The sequence below is a fragment of the Streptomyces sp. ISL-36 genome (assembly GCF_018614205.1).
Taxonomy (GTDB): domain Bacteria; phylum Actinomycetota; class Actinomycetes; order Streptomycetales; family Streptomycetaceae; genus Streptomyces.
Map to the genome: position 1 here is coordinate 1 of NZ_JAGGOS010000055.1, position 25,217 is coordinate 25,217.

Here is a 25,217-nt window from a genome sequence, read left to right on the forward strand (position 1 = left end):
GCGCGGCGTGCGGGGCTGCCGGGTGAGGGGCCGCCGGGGCCGGGGGCCGCCCCGGGGGGACGGGGTGCGGGTGCGACGCCTGGTGGCCGCCCTGCGGCAGCGGCGGTAGGGGCGGTACGGAGGGTCGACCGGCGCCGGGCGCCCATCCCGAGTGGTCGGGCCGCAACGGAGGCCCCCCTGCGTGCTGCATCCCGTGCCACTCCGTCTCGTACGGCCGATACTTCCGGGAACGTTACCGCCCCCGGCCTCCACAAGGGGAACGGCCGGGGGCGGTCCGGAGTGCCCTCGACAGGGCTCGGTTCGCCTCCGGGGCGCTCCGCGGGGCTCTACGGCCCGCTCGCTTTCAGCCCGTCAGTTCCTCGGCCAGCGCCCTCAGGGCGAGCCGGTAGGAGCCGATGCCGAAGCCCGCGACGGTCCCGGTCGCCACGGAGGCGACGACCGAGGTGTGCCGGAACTCCTCCCGGGTGTACGGGTTCGAGATGTGCACCTCGATCAGCGGCGCGGTCCGCTGGGCGGCCGCGTCGCGCATCCCGTACGAGTAGTGCGTGAACGCACCGGGGTTGAGGACGACGGGGACCGAGCCGTCCGCGGCCTCGTGCAGCCAGCGGATCATCTCGCCCTCGTCGTTGGTCTCCCGCACCTCCACCTCGAAGCCCAGCTCGGCCCCGAGGCTCCGGCAGGACTCCACGAGACCGGCGTAGGACGTGGCGCCATAGATGTCGGGCTCACGGGAGCCGAGTCTGCCGAGGTTCGGGCCGTTCAGCACCAGCACGGGGCGGAGCTCGCTCACGCGGACACCTCGCCGTACGCCGCGACGAGCACCGCCGGGTCGGGGCCTTCGAGGACGGTCGGCTTGCCGAGACCGTCGAGGACGATGAAGCGCAGCATGTCGCCGCGGGACTTCTTGTCGACCTTCATGGTCTCCAGGAGCTTCGGCCACTGGTCGCCGCGGTAGGTGAGCGGCAGGCCGACCGATTCCAGGATCGTGCGGTGCCGGTCGGCGGTGGCGTCGTCGAGCCGGCCGGCGAGCCGGCCGAGCTCGGCGGCGAAGACCATGCCGACGGAGACGGCGGCGCCGTGGCGCCACTTGTACCGCTCGTTCTTCTCGATGGCGTGGGCCAGGGTGTGGCCGTAGTTGAGGATCTCCCTCAGGCCGGACTCCTTGAGGTCGCCGGAGACGACCTCGGCCTTGACCTTGATCGACCGGACGATCAGCTCGGCGGTGTGCGGTCCCTCGGGCGTACGGGCGCCCTGCGGGTCGGCCTCCACCAGGTCGAGGATCACCGGGTCGGCGATGAAGCCGGCCTTGATGATCTCCGCCATTCCGCTGACGTAGTCGTTGACCGGCAGCGAGTCCAGCGCGGCCAGGTCGCAGAGGACGCCGGCGGGCGGGTGGAAGGCGCCGACGAGGTTCTTGCCCTCGGCGGTGTTGATGCCCGTCTTGCCGCCGACGGCCGCGTCGACCATGGCGAGGACGGTGGTCGGGACGGCGATCCAGCGCACCCCGCGCAGCCAGGTGGCGGCCACGAAGCCGGCCAGGTCGGTCGTCGCCCCGCCGCCGACACCGACGATCACGTCGGTGCGGGTGAAGCCGGTCTGGCCGAGCGCCTTCCAGCAGTACGCCGCGACCTCGACGGTCTTGGCCTCCTCGGCGTTCGGCACCTGGATGGCGACGGCCTCGAAGCCCTGGTCGGCGAGGTCGGCCCGCAGGGCCTCGCCCGTCTCCGCGAGCGCCTCGGGGTGGATCACGGCCACGCGCTTGGCCCTGTTACCGATCAGGGCGGGCAGCTCGGCGAGCAGCTGCCGACCGACCAGCACCTCGTACGGATCCGTACCCGCCGAACCGCCGACCTGGATACGGGTCACTTCCTGGTCCGTCATACGTCCTTCTTCAGCTCCAGTGCGTCGAGGACCGCGCTCGCGACCTCTTCGGGGGTGCGGTCGTCGGTGGCGACGACGACCCGGGCGACTTCGGTGTAGAGGTGGCGGCGCGCCTCCATCAGCTCGCGCCACTGCCGGCGCGGGTTGACGGCGAGCAGCGGCCGCGCGGTGTTGAGACCGACGCGGCGGACCGCTTCCTCGACGTCCATCGAGAGATAGGCGACGGGCAGCCCGCTGAGCAGTTCGCGGGTGCCGGCGTCGAGGATCGCGCCACCGCCGAGGGCGAGGACGCCCTCGTGCTCGGCGACCGCCGTCCGTACCGCTTCCCGCTCCAGGGCGCGGAAGTGCTCCTCGCCGTCCTCGATGAAGATGTCCGAGATCTCACGGCCCTGGGCGGCGACGATGTCGGCGTCGGTGTCCCGGTAGGGCGCGCCGAGCAGCTCGGCCAGGAGCGCGCCCACCGTGGACTTGCCGGAGCCCATCGGCCCGACCAGGACGACCAGCGGTCCGGTCACCGGATCTGGAGGTTGTCGAGGTACGACCGGACGTTGCGACGCGTCTCGGGGACGCTGTCGCCGCCGAACTTCTCCACGACGGCGTCCGCGAGGACGAGCGCGACCATCGCCTCGGCGACGATGCCGGCGGCGGGGACGGCGCAGACGTCGGAGCGCTGGTGGTGGGCCTGGGCGGCCTCACCGGTCACCACGTCGACGGTGGCGAGCGCGCGCGGCACGGTCGCGATGGGCTTCATCGCGGCGCGTACGCGCAGCAGTTCGCCGGTGGTCAGGCCGCCCTCGGTGCCGCCCGAGCGGCCGGAGGTGCGCCTGATGCCGGCCTCGGTGTTGACGATCTCGTCGTGGGCCTTGGAGCCGGGGACGCGGGCGAGTTCGAAGCCGTCACCGACCTCGACGCCCTTGATCGCCTGGATGCCCATGAGCGCGGCGGCGAGGCGGGCGTCGAGACGGCGGTCCCAGTGCACGTGCGAACCGAGGCCGACCGGCACACCGTAGGCGAGGACCTCGACGACGCCGCCGAGGGTGTCGCCGTCCTTGTGGGCCTGGTCGATCTCGGCCACCATCGCCTTCGACGCGTCCGCGTCCAGGCAGCGCACCGGATCGGCGTCGAGCTTCTCGACGTCGGCGGGCGTCGGGTAGACGCCGTACGGCGCCTTGGCAGCGGCGAGCTCGACGACATGGGAGACGATCTCGATGCCGGCGGCCTCCTTGATGAAGGACCGCGCGACGGCGCCGAGGGCGACGCGGGCCGCGGTCTCACGGGCGCTGGCGCGCTCCAGGATCGGCCGGGCCTCGTCGAAGCCGTACTTCTGCATGCCCGCCAGATCGGCGTGACCGGGACGCGGCCGGGTCAGGGGCGCGTTGCGGCCCGTCTCCTTCAGCTCGGCAGGGTCGACCGGATCGGCCGACATGACCTTCTCCCACTTGGGCCACTCGGTGTTGCCGACCATCACGGCGATCGGGGAGCCGAGGGAGAGGCCGTGCCGGACCCCGCCGAGGAACGTGATCTCGTCCTGCTCGAACTTCATCCGGGCGCCGCGCCCATAACCCAGGCGCCGCCGCGCGAGGTGGTCCGCCACCAGCTCGGTGGTGACCGGGACACCGGCGGGAAGACCCTCCAGCGTCGCGACCAGCGCGGGTCCGTGGGACTCCCCAGCGGTCAGCCAACGCAACCTGCTCAACGATGCTCCTCATGCTCGCGCCTGGAACTGCTGCGGCGCGACCGGGTGCGCGGCCCTGGCCCGCCGTATCCGATCCTCCCACGTCCGCGGGCGGAACCCGTTCGCCGGTCCAGGTATCGGACGCAGCTTGTCAGGTCGCGTGTGCCGGACCGGTCGGGTCCGGTGCGTCGGAGGCCTTCGAACCGACCGGCTCAACGGTCGGCGAGCGCCCGCTCACCGGCCGCCCGCATCGCCGCCAGGGGCGCCGGGGACCGGCCGGTCATCTGTTCCACCTGCAGCACCGCCTGGTGCACGAGGAGGTCGAGACCGCCGAACACCTTGCCGCCGTGTTCCGACCAGGCCGCGGCGAGCGGTGTCGGCCACGGGTGGTAGAGCACGTCGAAGAGGGTGCCCGGGGCGCCCGACACGGCCGGAGCCAGGTCGTCCGTGGTCCCGGCGGGGGTCGTGGCGATGACCAGCGGGGACGCGAAGGCCTCCGCCGCGCTCCCCCACGGCGCCGTGAGGACGTCCACGCCGAGCCGCTCGCCCCAGCCGCGCATCTCCTCGGCCCGCGCCTCGCTGCGTACGTAGGCGGTGACGGGGCCCGCGCAGATCCGGGCGAGCGCGGCCAGGGCCGAGGAGGCGGTGGCTCCGGCTCCGAGGATCGCGGCGGACTCCACCTTCTCGACGCCCCGCTCCCGCAGAGCGGCGATCATGCCGGGGATGTCCGTGTTGTCGCCGACCCGGCGGCCGTCCTCGGTGAGGACGACCGTGTTCACGGCCTCGACCGAGGCCGCCGTGTCGCTGATCTCGTCGAGCAGCGGGATGATCGCCCGCTTGAGCGGCATGGTCAGCGAGAGCCCCGCCCAGGACTCGTCCAGGCCGGCGACGAAACCGGGGAGCCCGGCCTCGTCCACCTCGAAGCGGTCGTACGACCAGTGGCCGAGGCCGAGCGCGGCGTAGGCGGCCCGGTGGAGCACCGGCGAGAGCGAGTGGGCGATCGGCGATCCGAGTACCGCCGCACGCCGTGCTGCCGACATCAGTTGTTCCTCGACTTGTTGAATTCCTGGACCAGCTTGTCGTGGTCGGCGTTCGTCTTGGTGAACTTGGACGTCTTGCCGTCGAGCGAGATGAAGTAGTACCAGCCGTCGCTCGTCGGGTTGACCACACCTTGCAGCGCCTCGGCGCCCGGGTTGCCGATGGGACCGGGCGGCAGGCCCCGGTAGTAGTACGTGTTGTAGAGGTTGTCGTACTTCCGCAGCTCCTCAAGGGTGAGGTCGATCTTGCTCTGGCCCTTGATGTAGTTGTACGTCGAGTCGAACTCGAGCTTCCCGTACGTCTGCGGGTTCCCCGGCTTGAGCCGGTTGTAGACGACCTCGGCCATCTTGCGGAAGTCGTCGTGGGACGTGCCCTCGGCCTGGACGAGACTCGCGATCGTGATCAGCTCCCACGGGCTGTCGACGCCGAGCTGCTTCGCCTTGTCCTCGAGTTCGAACTTTCCGTACTCCTCGTTCGACCGGGCGACCATCTTGCGCAGGACGTCCTCGGGCTTCTGCCCCTTGGCCACGGGGTAGCTCGCCGGGAAGAGGAAGCCTTCCAGCGGGTCCTTGAGGTTCGCGCGGCCGTTCGCCCACGCGGGCAGCCCCAGGTTCTTGGCCTGAGCCTTGGCCACGCCCTGCGTCGTCCCCGGCTTCACGCCGAGCTTCTTGTCGATCTGCTCGTAGACCCAGACGTTCCGCTTGCCCTCGGGGATGACGAAGTTGGCCTGGCTCGCCGGGCTCAGCATCAGCTTGACGGCGCTCTCCGCCGACATCTCCTTCTTCAGCGTGTAGACGCCGGCCTGGATCTGCCTGCCCTTGGGGTTCTTCTCCTGCGCCGAGACGAAGGCGTCGACGCTCTTGACGACTCCGTTGCGTTTGAGAATGTTGCCGATCTCGTAGCCGCCGACGCCCTTCGGGATCTCCACCTGGACCGAGCCGCTGCCGTCACCCGCGTAGTCGGGCGCCGCGCCGAACTGGCCCTGCCAGAACTGGTAGCCGAAGTAGCCGATTCCGCCCACACCGCCCACGAGCACGAGGGCGACGACGAGGCAGGCGACACCGTTCTTGCTCTTCTTCTTGTTCTTGCCTTTGCCCCGGCGGTCGCGTCCGCCGCGCGAGGAGCGGCTCCCGGCCGGATCGTCGTCGTGCTCGTCGTCGCCGTTCTCACCGGTGAAGAAGGGGTGCCGCTCCTCCTCCTCGGCCTCCGTCTCCCAGTCGCTCACGGGCTCCGGCGGCTCCTGCCGACGGCCGGGCGGCTGCGGCGGAGGGTACGCCTCGGGCGTGCCGTAGAGGTCCGGGTTCTGGCCACCGTAGGGATCGGCCGGAGTGGTGCCGTACGGCATGGCCGCCTGGCCCGTCTCCCAGCTCGGGTCGTACTGCTGTGCGGGGTACCCGGGCGTGTCGTAGCCCTGGCCCTGCTGTGCGTACTGTTCCGGCTGCGCGTACTGCTCCTGCTGTCCGTACTGCTCCTGCTGCCCGCCGTACGACGGGTCCGCGTACGAGGGATCGTTGTACTGCTGAGGCGCATGCGGCTGCTGCTGCTGGTACTGCGGGTCGTACCCCTGCTCCTGGCCCTGGCCGTACGGGGCCTGATGGCCGTACGGCGCCTGCGCCTGCTGCGGGTACTGCTGCTGGCCTCCCCATCCCTGGTCCCCGTACAGCGGGTCCGCGGGATGCCACGGTTCGGAGCCGGAGCCCCGGCCATACTCAGTCATCGATCCCCAAACAGCCGCGAGGCGTCCGGACGGTCCGCCTCTACGTTGTGCGGCAGCTGTTCGAACACCGCCGCATCGCGCGGAACGTTACCGTATCGCGATCAGATGACCACTTCGACGCCCTCACCGGGCGGATTACCTGATACCCGTTCGGACTCAAGAGCGTTCTGAAGGATGATCACCGCGGCGGCCTGATCGATGACGGACCGCCCCTTCTTCGACTTCACGCCGGAGGCCCGTAGCCCCTGGGTCGCCGTCACCGTGGTCATGCGTTCGTCGACCAGCCGGACGGGGACGGGGGCCACCCCCTTGGCCAGCTCCTGGGCGAACCGGCGGACCTTGGCCGCGGCCGGCCCCTCGCCCCCGGAGAGGGAGCGAGGGAGGCCGACCACGATCTCGATCGGTTCGTACTCCTCGACGATCTGCCTCAACCGCCGGTGGGCGGCCGGGACGTCGCGTCCCGGCACGGTCTCCACCGGGGTGGCGAGGACCCCGTCGGGGTCGCACGAGGCGACCCCGATCCGGGCGTCCCCGACATCGATCGCGAGGCGACGGCCGCGGCGCATCGTCGTCTCCGTCACGCGGTTTCCAGCACGAGGCGCTCGACGGCGTCGATGGCGTCGCCGATGGCCTCGGGGTTCTGGCCGCCGCCCTGGGCGACGTCCGGCTTGCCGCCACCGCCGCCGCCGAGCGTCTTGGCGGCGGTACGGACCAGCTCACCGGCCTTGAGACCGCGCTCGCGGGCGGCCTCGTTGGTGGCGATGACCGTCAGCGGGCGGCCGTTCGCCGTGGTGAACAGGGCCACGACGGCGGGGCGGTCGCCAGGGATGCGGCCGCGGACGTCGAGGACCAGCCTGCGCAGGTCGTCGGCGGAGGTGCCGTCGGGGACCTGGCCGGTGACGAGGGCGACACCGCGGACGTCCTTGGCGCCCGCGACAAGACCGGCGGCGGCCTGCAGCACCTTCTCGGCGCGGAACTTCTCGATCTCCTTCTCGGCGTCCTTCAGCTTGCCGAGCATCGAGGAGATCTTCTCCGGCAGCTCTTCCGGGCGGCCCTTGACCAGCTCCTGGAGCTGGGCGACGACCGTGTGCTCCCGGGCGAGGAAGTTGTACGCGTCGACGCCGACGAGGGCCTCGACACGGCGCACGCCGCTGCCGATCGACGACTCGCCGAGCAGCTTCACCAGACCCAGCTGGGCGGTGTTGTGGACGTGCGTACCGCCGCACAGTTCCTTGGAGAAGTCGCCGATGGTGACGACGCGGACCTTCTCGCCGTACTTCTCGCCGAACTCGGCGATGGCGCCCTGACGCTTGGCCTCGTCGATCGGCATGACCTCGGCGTGCACGTCGAGCTCCCGGGCGAGGACCTCGTTGATCTTCTGCTCGACGTCCGTGAGAACCGTGCCCGGCACGGCGTTCGGGGAGCCGAAGTCGAAGCGGAAGCGGCCGGGCGAGTTCTCGGAACCGGCCTGGGCGGCCGTCGGGCCCAGCGCGTCGCGCAGCGCCTGGTGGGTCAGGTGGGTGGCGCTGTGGGCGCGGGCGATGGCCCGGCGGCGGCGCACGTCGATGGCGGCGTAGGCGGTGGAGCCGATCGTCACCTCGCCGACCTGGACGGAGCCCTTGTGGACGGAGACGCCCGGGACGGGCTGCTGGACGTCGCGGATCTCGATGACGGCGCCGCTGTGCAGCTTGATCCGGCCCTGGTCGGCGAGCTGGCCGCCGCCCTCGGCGTAGAACGGGGTGCGGTCGAGGACGACCTCGACCTCGTCGCCCTCGGAGGCGGCCGGCGACGGGACGCCGTTGACCAGCAGGCCGACGACGGTGGTCTCGCCCTCGGTGTTGGTGTAGCCGGTGAACTCGGTGGCGCCGTTGCTGTCCGCGATCTCGCGGTAGGCGGCGACATCGGCGTGACCGGTCTTCTTGGCCTTGGCGTCGGCCTTGGCCTTGTCCCGCTGCTCCTGCATGAGACGGCGGAAGCCGGCCTCGTCCACGGAGAGGCCCTGCTCGGCGGCGATCTCCAGGGTGAGGTCGATCGGGAAGCCCCAGGTGTCGTGGAGCAGGAACGCCTTCTCGCCCGGGAGGACCGTCGAGCCGGCGGCCTTGGTCTCGGAGACGGCGCCGTCCAGCACGTTGCTGCCGGCGTTGAGCGTCTTGAGGAAGCGGGCCTCCTCGGCGAGGGCGACCGTCTCGATCCGCTTGCGGTCGGTGACCAGCTCCGGGTACTGCTCGCCCATCGTGCTGATCACGGTGTCCACGAGCTGGCCGACGACGACGTCGGTGGCGCCGAGCAGACGCATGTTGCGGATGGCACGGCGCATGATGCGGCGGAGCACATAGCCGCGGCCCTCGTTGCCCGGGGTGACACCGTCGCCGATGAGCATCACGGACGTACGCATGTGGTCGGCCACCACACGCAGCGAGACGTCGCTGTCGTGGGAGGCGCCGTAGTCGACGCCGGTGAGCGCGGTGGCCTTGTCGATGACGACCTTGAGGGTGTCGGTCTCGTACATGTTCTGTACGCCCTGCAGGATCATCGCCAGGCGCTCGAGACCGAGGCCGGTGTCGATGTTCTTCGACGGCAGGTCGCCGAGGATCTCGAAGTCCTCCTTCGAGGTGCCCTCGCCGCGCTCGTACTGCATGAAGACGAGGTTCCAGATCTCCACGTACCGCTCGTCGTTGACGGCGGGGCCGCCCTCGACGCCGAACTCGGGGCCGCGGTCGTAGTTGATCTCGGAACACGGGCCGCAGGGGCCGGGGACGCCCATCGACCAGAAGTTGTCCTTCTTGCCCAGTCGCTGGATGCGCTCGGCCGGGACGCCGACGACGTCGCGCCAGATCTGCTCGGCCTCGTCGTCGTCCTGGTAGACCGTGATCCAGAGCTTCTCCGGCTCGAGCCCGTAACCGCCGTGCTCCACCGAGGTGGTCAGCAGCTCCCAGGCGAGCTTGATGGCGCCTTCCTTGAAGTAGTCGCCGAAGGAGAAGTTGCCGCACATCTGGAAGAACGTGCCGTGGCGGGTGGTCTTGCCGACCTCTTCGATGTCCGGCGTGCGCACGCACTTCTGCACGCTGGAGGCGCGGGAGAACGGCGGCTTGACCTCGCCGAGGAAGTAGGGCTTGAACGGAACCATGCCGGCCGGGACCAGAAGCAGAGTCGGGTCGTCCGCGATGAGCGACGCCGAAGGGACGACGGTGTGCCCGCGCTCCTCGAAGAAGCTCAGCCAGCGGCGGCGGATTTCAGCCGACTCCATCAGTGGTCCTCATTCCGGTTGTACGAAATCGTGGGGTACGAATGCTTGGTGTTCTGCGGGCTGCGGTCGAGAGCGGCGACGCGGCGCGATGCCGGGAGTTCGTGGTCGGCCGGTGCCTCCAGGCCGAGCGCCTCTCCGAGCTCGGCCTCGCGCTGGACCATGCCCGACCTGACGTCGAGGGCGAAGTCCTTGAGCCGGTGGCCGGTCTCGATCGCCTTGTTCGCCGCCTGGGCGGCGAGGCTCTCCGGGGTCAGCTGGCGGAGCTTGCGGTTGACCTTGGTGGTGGCCCACACGCCGGCTGCTGCGCCTGCGGTGAACCAGAACGTGCGGCGGAACATGGAGGCTCAGCCCTTCTGCTTCCGGCGTCTCGCGGACGGCACGGTGCGACCGACGACGACGGTTCGTGGCGCGGATGCCCGCGGTGCCTCGTCACGGCCGCGCCCCTCACGGCCGCGGCCGAGCGCCTTGCGCACGCCGTAGCCGAAGGCCGCGACCTTGACCAGTGGGCCGCCGAAGGTGGAGGCGACGGTGGTGGAGAGCGCGGAGGCGTTGGAGGTGACCTCCTGGACGTCCGAGGCGATGGCGTCGACCCGGTCGAGCTGGGTCTGCGCCGATCGCACGGTCGCGGAGGCATCGCTGAGCAGCGGGACGGCCTGTTCGGTCACGTCCGCCACCAGCTTGGTGGTCGCCTTGAGCGTCTGCGCCAGCCTCACCAGCACCACGGCGAGGAAGGAGACCAGAATCGCCCAGAACACGGCCACCAGGATCCCGGCAACCTCTCCACCGGTCACTCCGCACCGCTCTCTGCTGTCGTTGGGCCCTTGCCAGAAGTCGTCCTCCGACCCTATCGCGCCCGCGGTCTTTCGCCGTACCGCATTAGCGCCCGCACGGCGGCTCGCGGGAAGGGCTCGCGCGGTCCGATTGTACGGAGTGCGCGCGGATGAGTACGCTCCGTGTCCCATGCGACGGAGCAATCTCCCTGCCGAGTTGAACCGGTTCGTCGGACGGGCCGGGGAACAGGACGGACTGAGCCGCCTCCTGACGGAATCCCGCCTGGTCACCGTGGTCGGTGTGGGTGGTGTCGGCAAGACCCGGCTCGCGCTGCGTACCGCCTCGGCGGCGCAGAATCGCTACGCCGACGGCGTGCGGCTCGCCGAACTCTCGGGGCTGCGCGATCCGGATCTGCTGGCGCTCGCGCTGGTCGAGGCGCTGGGCCTGACCGACCACACGCTGCGCACCGCGCGCGAGACGCTGATCGAGCATCTCGCCGAGCGCCGGCTCCTGCTCGTCGTGGACGGCTTCGAACACCTCGTGGAGGAATGCGCCCCGCTGGTACGGGAGTTGTTGCGGGCGGCCCCCGGCCTGACCGTGCTCGCCGCGGGCCGCCGGCCGCTGCGGGTGGACGGCGAGGCGGTGTTCACGCTGACGCCGATGGACGACGAGGACGCGGCGCGGCTCTTCACGGAGCGGGCGTCGGCGGCGGGAGCTTCGGCGGCGGACGCGGAGGCGGTACGGGAGTTGTGCCGTCGCCTCGACGGGATTCCGCTCGCCCTGGAACTGGCCGCCGGCCGGCTTCCGGTGCTCACCGTGGAACAGGTGCTGCACCGGCTCGACGACCGCTTCCGGCTCCTGACGGACGGGACGCGCGGCGCGCTCCCCCGCCATCAGACGCTGCGGACGGCGATCGGCTGGAGCCACGAGCTGTGCACGCCGGAGGAGCGGTTGCTGTGGGCGCGGCTCTCGGTCTTCGCCGGGCCGTTCGACCTGGAGGCCATGGAGTACGTCTGCGGTGGAACGGATCTGCCCGCGGACCGGGTGGTGGACGTGCTCGGCGGGCTGGTCGCCCAGTCCCTGGTCCTCCGTGAGGAGACCGCGGCGGGGCCCCGGTACCGGATGCTCGACACGATCGTCGCGTACGGAGCGGAGTGGCTGGCGGCGCTCGGCGACACGCGGCGGATGCGCCGGCGGCACCGTGACTGGTACATGGGTCTCGCAACCTGGTGCGAGCTGGAGTGGTTCAGCCCCCGCCAGGCGGAGGTCGCCGCGAACACGGAAGCGGCGCTGCCCAACCTCCGGGCGGCGCTGGAGCTCTGTCTCGAGCAGCCGGACGAGGCGCATCTGGCGCAGCATCTCGCGGGGACGCTCTGGTTCTACTGGGCGGGCTGCGGGCGGCTCTCGGAGGGCCGGCACTGGCTGGACCGGGCGCTGGCGCTCGACTCGGAGCACTCCGGACACACGGCCGCCCGGCTCAAGGCGCTGTGGGTGCTCGGCTATGTGGCGATCCTGCAGGGGGACAGCACGGCGGCGGTGGCGGCGCTGCACGAGTGCCGAGAGGGGGCGCGGCGCGCGGGGAACCCGGTGGCGGAGGCGTACGCGACCCACCGGATGGGCTGTCTCGCGCTGCTCTCGGACGACATGCCGCGCGCGGAGGAGCTGATCGGCCGGGCGCTGAAGGCGTACCGGGAGCTCGGCGAGCTGAACAGCAATGTGCTGATGGGGCAGGTCGAGCTGGGGATGGCCCGGGTCTTCCAGGGGGATCTGGAGGGCGCGGTCGCGCTCTGTGCAGAGGTGCGGGAGATCTGCGAGGAGCGCGGCGAGCGGTGGACCCGGGCGTACGCGCTGTATGTGCTGGCGTACGCGGCCTGGACCCGGGGTGATCACGGCGAGGCCAGGGCGTTGCTCGGCGAGTGCGTCACGATCAACCACACGTTCCACGATCTGGTGGGTCTGGTCCTCGCGATCGAGCTGCTGGGCCTGGTGACGGCGAGCGAGGGCGATCCGGCGGAGGCCGCGGTGCTCCAGGGGGCCGCGTTACCCGTCTGGGACGCGGTGGGGCTGCAGCTGTTCGGCTCCGGGTGCTTCAACGGGCCGCGGGCGGTGTGCGAGCGGCAGGCGGGCGAGCTGCTCGGTCCGGAGAACTACGGGGCCTCGGTGCGGGAGGGGCGGGGTCTGTCGCTGGACGAGGCGGTGGACCGGGCCCTGCGCGAGCGTCGGGATCCGGCCACCGGCGCCCGGGGCGGCGAGGCCCGGCGTCCCTTCCGTACGACGGTCCCGGAAACGCGGAAGCCCGCCGGCTCCCCCACCGGTAAAGGTGGAGAAGCGGCGGGCCGATGACCGCGCGGTGTGCGGTACTACTCCCCCGGCCGGAGCCGGGAGGCCCCCATGATCAGCGGGCGTAGTACTCGACGACCAGCTGCTCGTCGCAGATGACCGGGATTTCCTTGCGGTTCGGGTCGCGGTCGAGGCGGAAGGCCAGGGCCTTCAGGTTGACCTGCAGGTAGCGCGGGGTCTCACCGTCGGCGGCGAAGCCACCCTCGCGGGCCACCTGGAACAGGGGCTTCTCGCGGGAGCGCTCGCGGACCATCACGACGTCGTCGGGACGGACACGGAACGACGGCTTGTCGACCTTGCCACCGTTGACCTGGATGTGACCGTGCACGACCATCTGGCGGGCCTGGTAGATGGTGCGGGCGATGCCCGAACGCAGGACCAGGGCGTCGAGGCGACGCTCGAGCTCGACGACCAGCGCCTCGCCCGTCTTGCCCTCGGCCTTCTTGGCACGGTCGTAGGCGCGCGCCATCTGGCGCTCGCTGATGTCGTACTGAGCGCGCAGGCGCTGCTTCTCGAGCAGACGGACCTTGTAGTCCGAGTTCTGCTTGCGGCCACGGCCGTGCTCGCCCGGCGGGTAGGGGCGGGCTTCGAAGTACTTGACAGCCTTCGGCGTCAGCGCGATACCGAGCGCGCGAGACTTCTTGACCTTGGGACGCGACTGGTTAGGCACGTTCTCCAGACCTCCGTTGTAGGTTAGGTTAGGCTCACCTTACTCAAGGAGATCGCATGTCTCGCCCTGGGAACACCACGCGCATCACAGACAGCAGCACAAAGAGCGATGCTTCTGAGAGCATCGATGTGACGGAGGTCCGATCAGCTCATGGTCAGCCGCGTCCCAGCGGGCTTGAAATCGCGCGGATGCCGTCAGCAGCCGAGCGCACACGAACTCTCGTACAGAGTACATGCTCCGCGGTGCTCCTGATCCCGGGGGCCGACGGCATGCGCCCCGAGCAGCTGACACCTCAGGCCCGGGCGGTCGGTCCGGACGGCGAGATCTTCCTGCTGTTCCCGGCCGACGCCCCGCCGGTACGGGCCGCCACCCACGCCCAGGACGACGAACTTCCGGTCGTCCTGGAGCTGACGGATGTGGCGCCGGTCTCCGTCCCGCACCGTATCCGCGGCCGGGCCTGGGTCTCCGGCTGGCTCACCTGCCTGCCCGGCGTCGCCGAACCCGGTCACATGATGCTGCGCCTCGAGGTGGCCGAGGCGAGCGTGGACGACCTGTGGGGCACCTCGGAGGTCGACCCGGAGGAGTTCGCCGCGGCGGACCCCGACCCGCTGCACACCCACGAGACCGAGCTGCTCCAGCATCTGCACGCGGCCCACGGCGAGCAGGTGCGCGAGCTGAGCCATCTGCTCGGCGAGCGCTCGGCCGCCCTGGTGCCGACCCGGGACGTCGCGCCGCTGGCCCTCGACCGCTTCGGGCTGCGGATCCGGTTCAGCGCGGGACCGCAGCACTGCTTCGACGCACGCTTCGACTTCCCCGAGCCCGTACGGGACGTGAGTGGGCTGCGGCGCGAGATGCACCGGCTCTTCGAAGCGGCCCGCGCGTGAACGCCGTGCGCGGAGCGGCCTGAGGGGCTCGTCAGCCGCCCTCGCCGCGCAGCCGTTCGCGCACCTTCTCCACCACGTCGGCGTACCGCGCCTCCGCGCCGTACCGGGTCGGTTCGTAGTAGCGCTTGCCATGGACCGTGTCCGGGGCGTACTGCTGGGCCGCGATCCCGCCCGGGACGTCGTGCGGGTAGACGTACCCCTGGGCGTGCCCGAGCTTGGCCGCCCCCTTGTAGTGGCCGTCGCGGAGGTGCGCGGGGACCGGGCCGGCCAGGCCGTTGCGTACGTCCGCCTGAGCGGCGGAGATCGCGAGGGTCGCCGCGTTCGACTTCGGGGCCAGGGCCAGCGCGATCGTCGCATGGCTCAGCGTCAGCGCGGCCTCGGGGAAACCGATCATGGCCACGGCCTGGGCGGCCGCCACGGCCGTCGGCAGCGCCGTCGGGTCCGCGAGGCCGATGTCCTCGCTGGCCGAGATCATCAGGCGCCGGGCGATGAACCGGGGGTCCTCCCCCGCCTCGATCATCCGGGCCAGATAGTGCAGCGCGGCGTCCACGTCCGAGCCGCGGATCGACTTGATGAGCGCGCTGGCCACGTCGTAGTGCTGGTCGCCGTCACGGTCGTACTTCACCGCCGCGCGGTCGACGGTCTCCTCGACCGTCTGGAGCGTGATCTCCGACTCGCCCTTGGCGAGGGCCGCGCCCGCCGCCGCCTCCAGGGCCGTCAGCGCACGGCGCGCGTCGCCGCCGGCGATCCGCAGCAGGTGCGCCTCGGCGTCCTCGGGCAGCGTGACCGCGCCGCCCAGCCCCCGCTCCTCGGTCAGGGCGCGCTTCAGCAGGTCGCGCAGGTCGTCGTCGGTGAGCGGTTCGAGGGTGAGCAGCAGCGAGCGCGAGAGCAGCGGGGAGATGATCGAGAAGTACGGGTTCTCCGTGGTCGCCGCGATCAGCGTCACCCAGCGGTTCTCCACCGCCGGGAGCAGCGAGTCCTGCTGGGCCTTGGAGAAGCGGTGGATCTCGTCGAGGAAGAGGACGGTCTCCTTGCCGTAGCCGCCGGCTGCCCGCCGGGCCCCGTCGATGACCGTCCGGACCTCTTTGACGCCCGCGGTGATCGCGGAGAGCTCCACGAACCGCTTGTTCGTCGCCTTGGAGACGACGTACGCCAGGGTCGTCTTGCCGATGCCCGGCGGTCCCCACAGGATCACGGAGGAAGCGCCGGCCGGGCCCCCGCTGCCCTCCCCCACGAGCCGGCGCAGCGGCGATCCCGGCTTCAGCAGGTGCTGCTGGCCGAGGACTTCGTCCAGGGTGCGCGGACGCATCCGTACGGCCAGGGGGCTGCTGGACGGGTCCTTCTCCTGGCGTTCTTCGGCGGCTGCGGTAAAGAGGTCGGGCTCCACAGTCATGAAGCCTAAGTCAGAGCACTGACAACGCCGCCCGCGCCCGTCAGCCGGTCCAGAAGTCCCACCAGCGCGTCAGGATCAGCATGCCGATGATCCCGATGTGCAGCACCGGCAGTACCCAGGTGAACTCGTCGAAGAAGGTCCGCAGGCCGCCGGGGGCCGGGATGACGCCCTTGCGGACGTTGTGCGAGGTCACGTACCAGAACATGACGATGGTGGCGATCCAGGCGAGGCAGCACCACAGGCACAGCGCGTTGATCTCGTACAGCGACTGGTACATCAGCCAGGTGCAGAACCCGACACCGAAGAGCGTGCCCGCGTTCAGTCCGAGCCAGTACCAGCGGCGGTAGCGGGCGCCCGCGAGGAGGGCCACGCCGATGGCGATCACCATGGCGTAGGTGACGAGGCCGAGCATCGGGTTCGGGAAACCGAAGACCGCGGCCTGCTCGCTCTTCATGATGTTGCCGCAGGAGACGATCGGGTTGAGGCTGCAGCCCGGGGTGAAGTTCGGGTCCTCGAGGAGCTTGAACTTGTCGATCGTGATGACCCAGGCGGCGAGCAGACCGGCCGCGCCGGTGACCACCAGCATCCAGGCGAAGGCCCGGCTCGCGCCTATGGTCCCGCTGTCTCGCTCAACCGCTGCTCTCGTCATCTCGCCGTTCCGTCGCTCGTGGCTTCTGGGCACGGTCATTCTGCCGCACGAGGGCCGGTGTCCACCGTTCGGTGGACATAAGGACGAAACATGGGTGCGGGCCCCGGCGGTACGCCGGGGCCCGCACCCAAGGCCGCTGTCAGGCCAGCTTCGTCCGGACTGCGTCGACCAGCGCGTCGAGGGCGACCGCCTCCTGCTCGCCGGACTCCATGTCCTTGAGCTGGACGACACCCTCGGCGAGGTCGCGCTCGCCGGCGACCACGGTGAAGCGGGCGCCGGAGCGGTTGGCGTCCTTCATCGCGCCCTTCAGGCCCTTGCCCCCGAAGGAGAAGTCCGCCGCGACGCCCGCCTTGCGGAGCTCGGTGACCTTGCCGAAGAGCACACGGCGCGCCTCGTCGCCGATCGCCACCGCGAAGACGCTGGTGGCGGCGGGGATGTCCAGCTCGACCCCCTCCGCCTCCAGGGCGAGGACCGTGCGGTCGACCCCGAGTGCCCAGCCGACGGACGGGAGCGCCGGTCCGCCGATCATCTCGGAGAGGCCGTCGTAGCGGCCGCCGCCGCCCACCGCGGACTGCGAGCCGAGACCGTCGTGGACGAACTCGAAGGTGGTCCGGGTGTAGTAGTCCAGGCCGCGCACCAGCTTCGCGTCGTCCTCGAAGAGCACGCCCGCCGCCGTGATCAGGGCGCGCACCTCCTCGTGGTACGCCTTGCACGCGTCGCACAGGTAGTCGCGCAGCAGCGGCGCACCGCCCAGCTGCTTCTGCACGGCCTCACGCTTGTCGTCGAGGACCCGCAGCGGGTTGATCTCGGCGCGGCGCAGGGTCTCCTCGTCGAGGTCGAGTCCGCGCAGGAAGGCCTGGAGAGCCTCCCGGTAGACGGGGCGGCACTCCTTGTCGCCGAGCGAGTTCAGCAGGATGCGGAAGTTCTTCAGGCCCAGCGAGCGGTACGCCTGGTCGGCGAGGATGATCAGCTCGGCGTCGAGCGCCGGGTCCTCGGCGCCGATCGCCTCGGCGCCGACCTGCGAGAAGTGGCGGTAGCGGCCCTTCTGCGGGCGCTCGTAGCGGTAGTACGAGCCGGAGTACCAGAGCTTCACCGGCAGGTTGCCCTGCTTGTGCAGGCTGGCCTCCAGCGCCGCGCGCAGTACGGAGGCCGTTCCCTCGGGACGCAGGGCGAGCTTGTCGCCGCCCTTGGTCTCGAAGGCGTACATCTCCTTGGTGACGATGTCGGTGGACTCGCCGACGCCGCGGGCGAAGAGGTTGACGTCCTCGAAGCCGGGGGTCTCGACGTAGCCGTATCCGGACGTCCGCAGGGGTCCGGAGATCGCCTCCCGGACCGCCAGGTACTTGGCGGAGTAGGGCGGGATCAGGTCGTACGTGCCCTTGGGGGCCTTGAAGGTGCTCACGTAGGTCTCGTCACATTCCTCGTCGGGGAGCGTCCACGCTCCCGAGGCCGGCGGCCACCTGCCGCAGATAAGGGTTGGTGGCGCGCTCCTGGCCGATGGTCGTCTGGGGACCGTGCCCCGACAGCACCACGGTCGAGTTGTCGAGGGGCAGGCACACGCGGGCCAGCGATTCGAGCATCTCGTCCATGTCACCGCCGGGCAGGTCGGTGCGTCCGATGGAGCCGGCGAAGAGCAGGTCCCCGGAGAAGAACACGGAGGGAATCTCCGCGCTCCGGGGCATCTGGAAGGTCACCGACCCCTTGGTATGACCGGGCGCGTGCGCGACGGAGAACTGCAGTCCGGCGAGGTCCAGCTGGGCGCCGTCGGTGAGCTCGTGCACGTCGTCCGGCTCGCCCACGGTCAGTTCACCCATGAGCGGCATCCCGATGGAGCGGCCGAGGGCCTTCTCCGGGTCGCTCATCATGTACCGGTCCTCGGGATGGATCCACGCGGGTACGTCATGGGCGCCGCAGACCGGGACGACGGAGGCGACGTGGTCGATGTGGCCATGGGTGAGGACCACCGCGACGGGCTTGAGCCGATGCTTCTGAAGCGTCTCCTCGACTCCCTGGGCGGCCTGGTGGCCCGGGTCGATGATCACGCACTCCTCGCCTGCGGCGGGGGCGACCAGGTAGCAGTTGGTCCCCCAGGCCCCGGCGGGGAACCCGGCAATCAGCACGATCGTCCTTAAATGTCGTCCGGCACCAGAGGTGCGGCGGAGCGGAAGCGGCAGATCAGAGCCTACCGGCGCTGCGTATTCCACAGCCAACCCGTATACGGTACGGGCACATCCGGCCAGGACAGGAACAGTCGAGCGACAAGGAGCAGACCCGGTGGTCAGCAGCGATCAGCGGCGGCGGCAGCTCGCCAGGGAGAAGTATGTGCGCCAGCAGCAGCGGCGGCAGGAGGCGCGCCAGAAGGCGAGGCGGCGCAACACCGTCGTCGCCGCCTCGCTGGCCGTCGTACTCGCCGCGGGTGGCGCCGTGTACGCCTCGGTCTCGCTGACCGACGGCGGCAAGAAGGGGTCCGGGGACGCGGCGGCGGGCGACACCCCGACGCCCTCCGCGAGCGCATCGGCGACGCCGGAGCCGGCGATGGCCATCGACAAGAAGGCCACGTACACGATGTCCCTCAAGACGAACGAGGGCGACATCTCCTTCGCGATGGACGCGGCGAAGACCCCGAGGACGGTGAACTCCTTCAAGCACCTCGCGGACCAGAAGTACTTCGACGGGACGAAGTGCCACCGGCTCACCACGCAGGGCATCTTCGTCCTCCAGTGCGGCGACCCGAAGGGCGACGGCACCGGCGGCCCGGGCTACACCATCCCGGACGAGAACCTGAGCGCCCTCGGCAAGGCGGGCGCGGACGGTTCGGTGACCTTCCCGGCCGGCACGGTGGCGATGGCCAACACCGGTCAGCCGGGGACGGGCGGCAGCCAGTTCTTCCTCGTCTACAAGGACACCAAGCTGCCCCCGAGCTACACCCCCTTCGGAAAGATCGACGCGGCAGGCCTGAAGGCCGTCCAGGAGATCGCGAAGGCCGGGGTCGAGGGCGGTGCCACGGACGGTGCTCCGAAGAAGGTCGTCACCATCGAGAAGGCCACCGTCACCAAGAAGTGACGCCCGGTCGACGCGACGCGGGACCGTTCAATTTCGGTCGCGCTGAGAGCGGACAGCCGGGCGGCCGGTCGCCTAGATTGGCGTTGTGCAGCGCGGGCCGATTGCCGCGCTGTGGAGGGCGGGCGGGCGAGGCCGGCCCGTCAGGAAACCTGTGGACGATGCCCAGGGGGCACAACCCCCTCGTCGGCATCATGTGGAGGAGGCGCTGTGAGCAGCGACCCGTGGGGCCGCGTCGACGAGACGGGCACCGTGTACGTGCGTACGGCCGAGGGCGAGAAGGTCGTCGGATCGTGGCAGGCCGGCACTCCCGAGGAGGCACTGGCCTACTTCGAGCGCAAGTACGAGGGCTTGGTGGTCGAGATCGGCCTCCTCGAAAAGCGGGTGAAGACCACCGACCTGTCGGCGAAGGACGCCACGGCCGCGATCGACCACATCCGGCAGCAGGTCGACGAGCACCACGCCGTCGGTGACCTCGCCGCGCTGACCGCGCGTCTCGACAAGCTGGTCGAGACGGTCGAGTCGCGCCGCGAGGAGCGCAAGGTCCAGAAGGCCAAGCAGACCGACGAGGCGCGCGGCGCCAAGGAGGCGCTGGTCAAGGAGGCCGAGGAGCTGGCGCAGAGCGAGCAGTGGCGGGCCGCCGGCGAGCGGCTGCGCGCGCTCGTGGACACCTGGAAGGGCCTGCCGCGGCTCGACCGGAAGTCCGACGACGAGCTGTGGCACCGCTTCTCGCACGCCCGCTCGGCGTTCTCCAAGCGCCGCAAGGCGCACTTCGCCTCGCTGGACGCGCAGCGCGAGGAGGCCCGCAAGGCCAAGGAGAAGCTGGTCGCGGAGGCCGAGTCGCTCTCGAACTCCACGGACTGGGGTGCCACGGCCGCGCGCTACCGGGACCTGATGGCGGAGTGGAAGGCCGTGGGCCGCGCCCAGCGCGAGCACGAGGACGAGCTGTGGAACCGCTTCCGCGGCGCCCAGGACGTCTTCTTCGCGGCGCGGAGCGAGGTCTTCGCCGAGCGGGACGCGGAGCAGACCGAGAACCTCAAGCTGAAGGAGGAGCTCGCTGCCGAGGCCGAGAAGCTGCTGCCGGTGAGGGATCTGAAGGCGGCCCGTGCGGCCTTCCGCTCCCTCAACGAGCGCTGGGAGGCCATCGGCCACGTGCCGCGCGACGCCCGGCCGAAGGTCGAGGGCCGGATGCACACGGTGGAGCGGGCGATCCAGGAGGCCGAGGAGTCGGAGTGGCGCCGGACGAACCCGGAGGCACGCGCGCGTGCCGCGGGCCTGACGGGCCAGCTCCAGGACGCGGTCGACAAGCTGCAGAAGCAGATCGACGCGGCCCGCGCAGCGGGCAACGACGCCAAGGCCGACAAGCTGGCACGTGAGCTGGAGGGCCGTCAGGCCCTCCTCGACCAGGCGCTGAAGGGCCTGGAGGAGTTCGGCGGCTGAGCGCCACCGTCGTACGGACGGTACGAGAAGGGCCCCGGTACCTGGTGGTAGGTGCCGGGGCCCTTCTCGTACGCGCTGTTACGGCCTGCGGGCCCGACCTGTTACGGCCTGCGGGCCGAGGTGACCCGGTAGACGTCGTAGACGCCCTCCACGCCGCGTACCGCCTTCAGGACGTGCCCGAGGTGCTTCGGGTCGCCCATCTCGAAGGTGAAGCGTGAGGTGGCCACCCGGTCGCGGGAGGTCTGGACGGCGGCCGAGAGGATGTTGACGTGCTGGTCCGAGAGGACCCTGGTGACGTCCGAGAGCAGCCGGGAGCGGTCCAGGGCCTCGACCTGGATGGCGACCAGGAAGACCGAGGACTGGGTGGGCGCCCATTCGACCTCGAGGATGCGCTCCGGCTCGCGGGAGAGCGAGTCGACGTTGACGCAGTCGCTGCGGTGGACCGACACCCCGCTGCCCCGGGTGACGAAGCCGATGATCGGGTCGCCCGGTACGGGGGTGCAGCAGCGGGCCAGCTTGACCCAGACGTCCTCGACGCCCTTGACGACCACGCCGGGGTCGGCGCTGGAGCGGCGCTTGGAGCGGCCGCGCGAGGGCGGCGCGGTCTCGACGAGGTCCTCGTTGGCGGCCTCCTCGCCGCCGACGGCCTGGACCAGCTTCTGGACGATGGACTGGGCCGTGACATGGCCCTCGCCGATCGCCGCGTACAGCGAGGAGATGTCGCTGTAGCGCATCTCGTGGGCGAGGGTGACGAGCGAGTCGCCGGTCAGGATCCGCTGGATCGGCAGGTTCTGCTTGCGCATGGCCCGCGCGATGGCGTCCTTGCCCTGCTCGATCGCCTCGTCGCGGCGCTCCTTGGAGAACCAGGCGCGGATCTTGTTGCGGGCCCGCGGGGACTTGACGAAGCCCAGCCAGTCGCGGGACGGGCCGGCACCCGCGGCCTTGGAGGTGAACACCTCGACCAGGTCGCCGTTGTCGAGGGTCGATTCGAGCGGCACGAGCCGTCCGTTGACCCGCGCCCCTATGGTGCGGTGACCGACCTCGGTGTGGACCGCGTAGGAGAAGTCGACGGGAGTGGCCCCGGCGGGCAGCGCTATGACGTCGCCCTTGGGGGTGAAGACGAAGACCTCGTTGCGCGACAGGTCGAAGCGCAGGGACTCCAGGAACTCGCTGGGGTCCTCGGTCTCCTTCTGCCAGTCGAGCAGCTGGCGCAGCCACGCCATGTCGTTGAGGTGGTCGTCCTTGCCGCCCGCCTTCTTCGGCACGTCGGCGCGGACCTTGGAGGCGCCGGCGACGGCCTCCTGCTTGTACTTCCAGTGCGCGGCGATGCCGTACTCGGCCCGGCGGTGCATGTCGAAGGTGCGGATCTGCAGCTCGACGGGCTTGCCGTTGGGGCCGATGACCGTCGTGTGCAGCGACTGGTACATGTTGAACTTCGGCATCGCGATGTAGTCCTTGAACCGGCCGGGGACCGGGTTCCATCGCGCGTGGACGGTGCCGAGAGCCGCATAGCAGTCGCGGACGGTGTCGACGAGGACACGGATGCCCACCAGGTCGTAGATCTCCGCGAAGTCACGGCCGCGGACGATCATCTTTTGGTAGACGCTGTAGTAGTGCTTGGGCCGGCCGGTGACAGTGGCCTTGATCCGGGCGGCGCGCAGGTCGGACTGGACCTCGTCGGTCACTATGGCGAGGTACTCGTCGCGCTTGGGCGCGCGCTCGGCGACGAGCCGGACGATCTCGTCGTACATCTTGGGGTAGAGGATCGCGAAGGCGAGGTCCTCCAGCTCCCACTTGATGGTGTTCATGCCCAGGCGGTGGGCCAGGGGCGCGTAGATCTCGAGGGTCTCGCGGGCCTTCTTCTCCTGCTTCTCCCGCTTGAGGTAGCGCATGGTGCGCATGTTGTGCAGGCGGTCGGCGAGCTTGATGACCAGGACGCGCGGGTCCTTGGCCATGGCGACGACCATCTTGCGCACGGTCTCGGCCTGCGCGGCCTCGCCGAACTTGACCTTGTCGAGCTTGGTGACGCCGTCGACGAGGAGGGCGACCTGGTCGCCGAAGTCGCGGCGTAGCTGCTCAAGGCCGTACTCGGTGTCCTCGACCGTGTCGTGCAGCAGTCCGGCCATCAGCGTCGCCGGGTCCATGCCGAGCTCGGCGAGGATCGTGGTGACGGCGAGCGGGTGGGTGATGTACGGGTCGCCGCTCTTGCGCTTCTGGCCGCGGTGCCAGCGCTCGGCGACCTGGTAGGCCCGCTCGACCTGCCGGAGCGTCGCGGTCTCGATCTTCGGGTCGTTGGAGCGGACGATCCGCAGCAGCGGTTCGAGGACCGGGTTGTACGGGGAGGAGCGCTGGACGCCCAGGCGGGCGAGGCGGGCGCGGACGCGGTTGGACGAGGAGGAGCCGGCGGAGCGGGCCACGGGGGCGGGCGCCGGCTTCGCGGGCGCGGGCTTGGCGGGGGAGGCGGCCGGTTCCGGGGCGGGGGCCACGGGCGCGGGCCTGCTCTCCGCAGGCTTGTTCTGGGGCGTGGCGGGCCCCGCAGCGGCCTTCTCGGCCTGCGGGTCGGGCTGCGCGGCGGAGAGTGGCTGGGCCTCGTCTGGCAAGAGCGCTCCTCGTGCGGTTCCGGATCCCCCGGTCAGGCCCGGAAAGGCCATGGTATCGACCCGCGGGCCCCGGTGCTCACGCGTGCGACCCGTGAGACGGGCACCACGTGCGTGCCGGGTCCCGTTCCGGGACATACGGGGAAAACGGACGGGGCGCCCCGGGGATTCCCCGGAGCGCCCCGCTCCGCAACGACGGTGGGCCGGTGCGGTGTCAGACCGTGATCAGCGCCTCCAGCGGGGCGCCGCGCAGGGCGGGCTCCAGCCGGGCGCGCCCGGCGAGGAAGCCGAGCTCCATGAGGACCGCGACCCCGGCGACCTCGGCGCCGGCCCGCCGGATGAGCTCCAGCGAGGCCTCGGCGGTGCCACCGGTGGCCAGGACGTCGTCGATGACCATGACCCGGTCACCCGGGAGCAGGTCCTCGGCGTGAACCTCGATCTCGGCGGTGCCGTACTCCAGCTCGTACGCCTGCTTCAGCGTCGCGCCGGGCAGCTTGCCGGCCTTGCGGACCGGGATGAAGCCCAGGCCCGCGCGGACGGCCACCGGAGCGGCCAGGATGAAGCCGCGCGCCTCCAGGCCGACGATCTTCGTCGCGCCGTGCGTGGCGCACAGCGTGGCGAGGGTGTCGGTCAGCGCCGTGAACGCCACCGGGTCCGCCAGCAGCGGGGTGATGTCCTTGAACAGCACCCCGGGTTTCGGGTAGTCGGGGACGTCCCTGATCCGGCTGAGCAGCAGATCGGCGGTGTCCTGTGCCTCCGCCGTCATCCGCGGCGCTCCGGGGCGCGGCCGCGACGGCCGCGCTGGCCGACGACCGCGGTCTCGGCCTCTTCCTCGAAGCCGGCTCCGTCGGCGTTCCCGTCGGCGTCCAGGGGCTCGCCCTTGGACGCCGCGGCCGCGCGCTTGGCGAGCACCCGCTTCCTGAGCGCCTGCATCGCCGGCTCGCGCTCCTTGAGGTCGGCGACGAGCGGGGTGGCGATGAAGATCGAGGAGTACGCACCGGCGGCGAGGCCGACGAACAGCGACAGCGAGATGTCGTTCAGCATGCCGGCGCCGAGGACACCGCCACCGATGAAGAGCAGGCCGGCGACCGGCAGCAGCGCGACGACCGTGGTGTTGATCGAGCGGACCAGGGTGCCGTTGATCGACCGGTTGGCCATGTCGCTGAAGGTCCAGCGCGTCTGTTTCGTGATGCCCTTCGTCTGTTCCTTGAGGGAGTCGAAGACGACCACGGTGTCGTAGAGCGAGTAGCCGAGGATCGTCAGCAGACCGATGACCGTACCGACGGTGACCTCGAAGCCGACGAGCGAGTAGATGCCGACGGTGATGGTGATGTCGTGGATCAGGGCGACGAGCGCCGCGGCCGCCATCCGCCACTCGAAGGCGATGGCCAGATAGATCACCACCAGGATCATGAAGACCCCGAGGCCGGTCCAGGCCTTGTTGGCGATCTGCTCACCCCAGCTGGGGCCGACGAGCTCCGCCGCGATCTTGTTCTCGGGGACGTTCAGGTCCTTGGCCAGCTCCGCGCGGACCTGGTCGGACTTGCCGGTGTCGAGGCCGCCGACCTGGATACGGAGCGAGCCGTTGCCGAGCCCCTGGACGATGGCGTCGTGGCCGGACGCCTCCTCCGCGTACTCCTGGGCCTGCGAGACCGAGACGTCCGTCTTCGGGGTGGTGAAGACGGCACCGCCCTGGAACTCGATGCCCATGTTCAGGCCACGGACCGCCAGGGCGACGATGGCCGTGATGGTGATCAGGATGGACAGGCCGTACCAGAGCTTGCGATTGCCGATGAAGTCGTAACCGACTTCACCACGGTGCAGCCGGGCGCCGAGATCGCCGAGCTTCGACATC

At 70.7% G+C, this 25,217-nt stretch carries 22 protein-coding genes; 4 read left to right on the top strand and 18 right to left on the bottom strand.

Annotation, left to right across the window (positions count from 1 at the left end):
• Positions 1-343 precede the first annotated feature (343 nt).
• The 10 genes from aroQ to J7E93_RS15095 form a co-directional block, all read right to left on the bottom strand.
• Positions 344-790 carry a type II 3-dehydroquinate dehydratase gene (gene aroQ / locus J7E93_RS15050; RefSeq protein WP_215069520.1) on the bottom strand — a complete coding sequence of 149 codons (447 nt, stop codon included), beginning with the start codon at positions 788-790 and terminating at the stop codon, positions 344-346.
• Positions 787-1,881, bottom strand: a complete 1,095-nt coding sequence (gene aroB / locus J7E93_RS15055; RefSeq protein ID WP_215069521.1) for a 3-dehydroquinate synthase — start codon at positions 1,879-1,881, stop codon at positions 787-789. The genes aroQ and aroB overlap by 4 nt, the downstream gene beginning before the upstream one ends.
• Positions 1,878-2,363, bottom strand: a complete 486-nt coding sequence (locus J7E93_RS15060) for a shikimate kinase (protein ID WP_215069597.1) — start codon at positions 2,361-2,363, stop codon at positions 1,878-1,880. The genes aroB and J7E93_RS15060 overlap by 4 nt, the downstream gene beginning before the upstream one ends.
• Positions 2,364-2,392: 29 nt before the next feature.
• Positions 2,393-3,577, bottom strand: coding sequence for a chorismate synthase (gene aroC, locus J7E93_RS15065; protein ID WP_215069523.1), 1,185 nt, complete (start codon positions 3,575-3,577; stop codon positions 2,393-2,395).
• 191 nt (positions 3,578-3,768) lie between these two features.
• Complete coding sequence (locus tag J7E93_RS15070) at positions 3,769-4,596, bottom strand: shikimate dehydrogenase (RefSeq protein WP_215069525.1); 828 nt, start codon at positions 4,594-4,596, stop codon at positions 3,769-3,771.
• Positions 4,596-6,311, bottom strand: coding sequence for an endolytic transglycosylase MltG (gene mltG / locus J7E93_RS15075; protein WP_215069527.1), 1,716 nt, complete (start codon positions 6,309-6,311; stop codon positions 4,596-4,598). The genes J7E93_RS15070 and mltG overlap by 1 nt, the downstream gene beginning before the upstream one ends.
• A 101-nt stretch (positions 6,312-6,412) precedes the next feature.
• The gene (gene ruvX, locus J7E93_RS15080; RefSeq protein WP_215069598.1) at positions 6,413-6,877 is read right to left on the bottom strand and encodes a Holliday junction resolvase RuvX; all 465 of its coding nucleotides are present in this window, start codon (positions 6,875-6,877) and stop codon (positions 6,413-6,415) included.
• Positions 6,878-6,888: 11 nt separating this feature from the next.
• Positions 6,889-9,558, bottom strand: a complete 2,670-nt coding sequence (gene alaS / locus J7E93_RS15085; RefSeq protein ID WP_215069529.1) for an alanine--tRNA ligase — start codon at positions 9,556-9,558, stop codon at positions 6,889-6,891.
• Positions 9,558-9,896, bottom strand: a complete 339-nt coding sequence (locus J7E93_RS15090; protein WP_215069531.1) for a DUF6167 family protein — start codon at positions 9,894-9,896, stop codon at positions 9,558-9,560. Before J7E93_RS15090 ends, alaS begins: the two co-directional genes overlap by 1 nt.
• Positions 9,897-9,902: 6 nt before the next feature.
• The gene (locus tag J7E93_RS15095) at positions 9,903-10,349 is read right to left on the bottom strand and encodes a DUF948 domain-containing protein (protein ID WP_215069533.1); all 447 of its coding nucleotides are present in this window, start codon (positions 10,347-10,349) and stop codon (positions 9,903-9,905) included.
• A 169-nt stretch (positions 10,350-10,518) separates the two neighbouring features.
• On the opposite strand from J7E93_RS15095, the gene J7E93_RS15100 reads away from it, so the two are divergent.
• Positions 10,519-12,672 carry an AAA family ATPase gene (locus J7E93_RS15100; protein ID WP_215069535.1) on the top strand — a complete coding sequence of 718 codons (2,154 nt, stop codon included), beginning with the start codon at positions 10,519-10,521 and terminating at the stop codon, positions 12,670-12,672.
• 52 nt (positions 12,673-12,724) lie between these two features.
• Here the strand turns inward: J7E93_RS15100 and rpsD are convergent, their stop codons facing one another.
• Complete coding sequence (gene rpsD / locus J7E93_RS15105; protein ID WP_158985446.1) at positions 12,725-13,339, bottom strand: 30S ribosomal protein S4; 615 nt, start codon at positions 13,337-13,339, stop codon at positions 12,725-12,727.
• A gap of 188 nt (positions 13,340-13,527) precedes the next feature.
• Here rpsD and J7E93_RS15110 point away from each other — a divergent pair, with 188 nt between their 5' ends.
• Positions 13,528-14,223, top strand: a complete 696-nt coding sequence (locus J7E93_RS15110) for a DUF2470 domain-containing protein (protein ID WP_215069600.1) — start codon at positions 13,528-13,530, stop codon at positions 14,221-14,223.
• 31 nt (positions 14,224-14,254) lie between these two features.
• On the opposite strand, the gene J7E93_RS15115 is transcribed toward J7E93_RS15110, so the two are convergent.
• From J7E93_RS15115 to J7E93_RS15130, 4 genes are all read right to left on the bottom strand, one after another.
• Positions 14,255-15,610: a replication-associated recombination protein A gene (locus J7E93_RS15115; RefSeq protein ID WP_215069602.1), complete on the bottom strand. Its 1,356-nt coding sequence runs from the start codon at positions 15,608-15,610 to the stop codon at positions 14,255-14,257.
• Between the two features lie 46 nt (positions 15,611-15,656).
• Positions 15,657-16,265 carry a vitamin K epoxide reductase family protein gene (locus J7E93_RS15120; protein ID WP_215069537.1) on the bottom strand — a complete coding sequence of 203 codons (609 nt, stop codon included), beginning with the start codon at positions 16,263-16,265 and terminating at the stop codon, positions 15,657-15,659.
• A gap of 139 nt (positions 16,266-16,404) precedes the next feature.
• Complete coding sequence (gene hisS, locus J7E93_RS15125; RefSeq protein WP_215069539.1) at positions 16,405-17,667, bottom strand: histidine--tRNA ligase; 1,263 nt, start codon at positions 17,665-17,667, stop codon at positions 16,405-16,407.
• A 10-nt stretch (positions 17,668-17,677) separates the two neighbouring features.
• Positions 17,678-18,385, bottom strand: coding sequence for an MBL fold metallo-hydrolase (locus J7E93_RS15130; protein ID WP_215069541.1), 708 nt, complete (start codon positions 18,383-18,385; stop codon positions 17,678-17,680).
• Between the two features lie 154 nt (positions 18,386-18,539).
• Between J7E93_RS15130 and J7E93_RS15135 the strand changes: the two genes are divergently transcribed.
• Together J7E93_RS15135 and J7E93_RS15140 are read left to right on the top strand one after the other, a co-directional pair.
• Positions 18,540-19,328: a peptidylprolyl isomerase gene (locus tag J7E93_RS15135; protein WP_215069543.1), complete on the top strand. Its 789-nt coding sequence runs from the start codon at positions 18,540-18,542 to the stop codon at positions 19,326-19,328.
• A gap of 207 nt (positions 19,329-19,535) precedes the next feature.
• Positions 19,536-20,765, top strand: coding sequence for a DUF349 domain-containing protein (locus tag J7E93_RS15140; RefSeq protein ID WP_215069545.1), 1,230 nt, complete (start codon positions 19,536-19,538; stop codon positions 20,763-20,765).
• Between the two features lie 101 nt (positions 20,766-20,866).
• Here J7E93_RS15140 and J7E93_RS15145 read toward each other — a convergent pair whose 3' ends face one another.
• From J7E93_RS15145 to secF, 3 genes are all read right to left on the bottom strand, one after another.
• On the bottom strand, positions 20,867-23,365 hold the full coding sequence (locus J7E93_RS15145; protein WP_215069546.1) for a bifunctional (p)ppGpp synthetase/guanosine-3',5'-bis(diphosphate) 3'-pyrophosphohydrolase: 2,499 nt from the start codon (positions 23,363-23,365) through the stop codon (positions 20,867-20,869).
• A 211-nt stretch (positions 23,366-23,576) separates the two neighbouring features.
• Positions 23,577-24,128, bottom strand: a complete 552-nt coding sequence (locus J7E93_RS15150) for an adenine phosphoribosyltransferase (RefSeq protein ID WP_215069548.1) — start codon at positions 24,126-24,128, stop codon at positions 23,577-23,579.
• Positions 24,125-25,216: a protein translocase subunit SecF gene (secF, locus tag J7E93_RS15155; protein ID WP_215069550.1), complete on the bottom strand. Its 1,092-nt coding sequence runs from the start codon at positions 25,214-25,216 to the stop codon at positions 24,125-24,127. The genes J7E93_RS15150 and secF overlap by 4 nt, the downstream gene beginning before the upstream one ends.
• Position 25,217 lies beyond the last annotated feature (1 nt).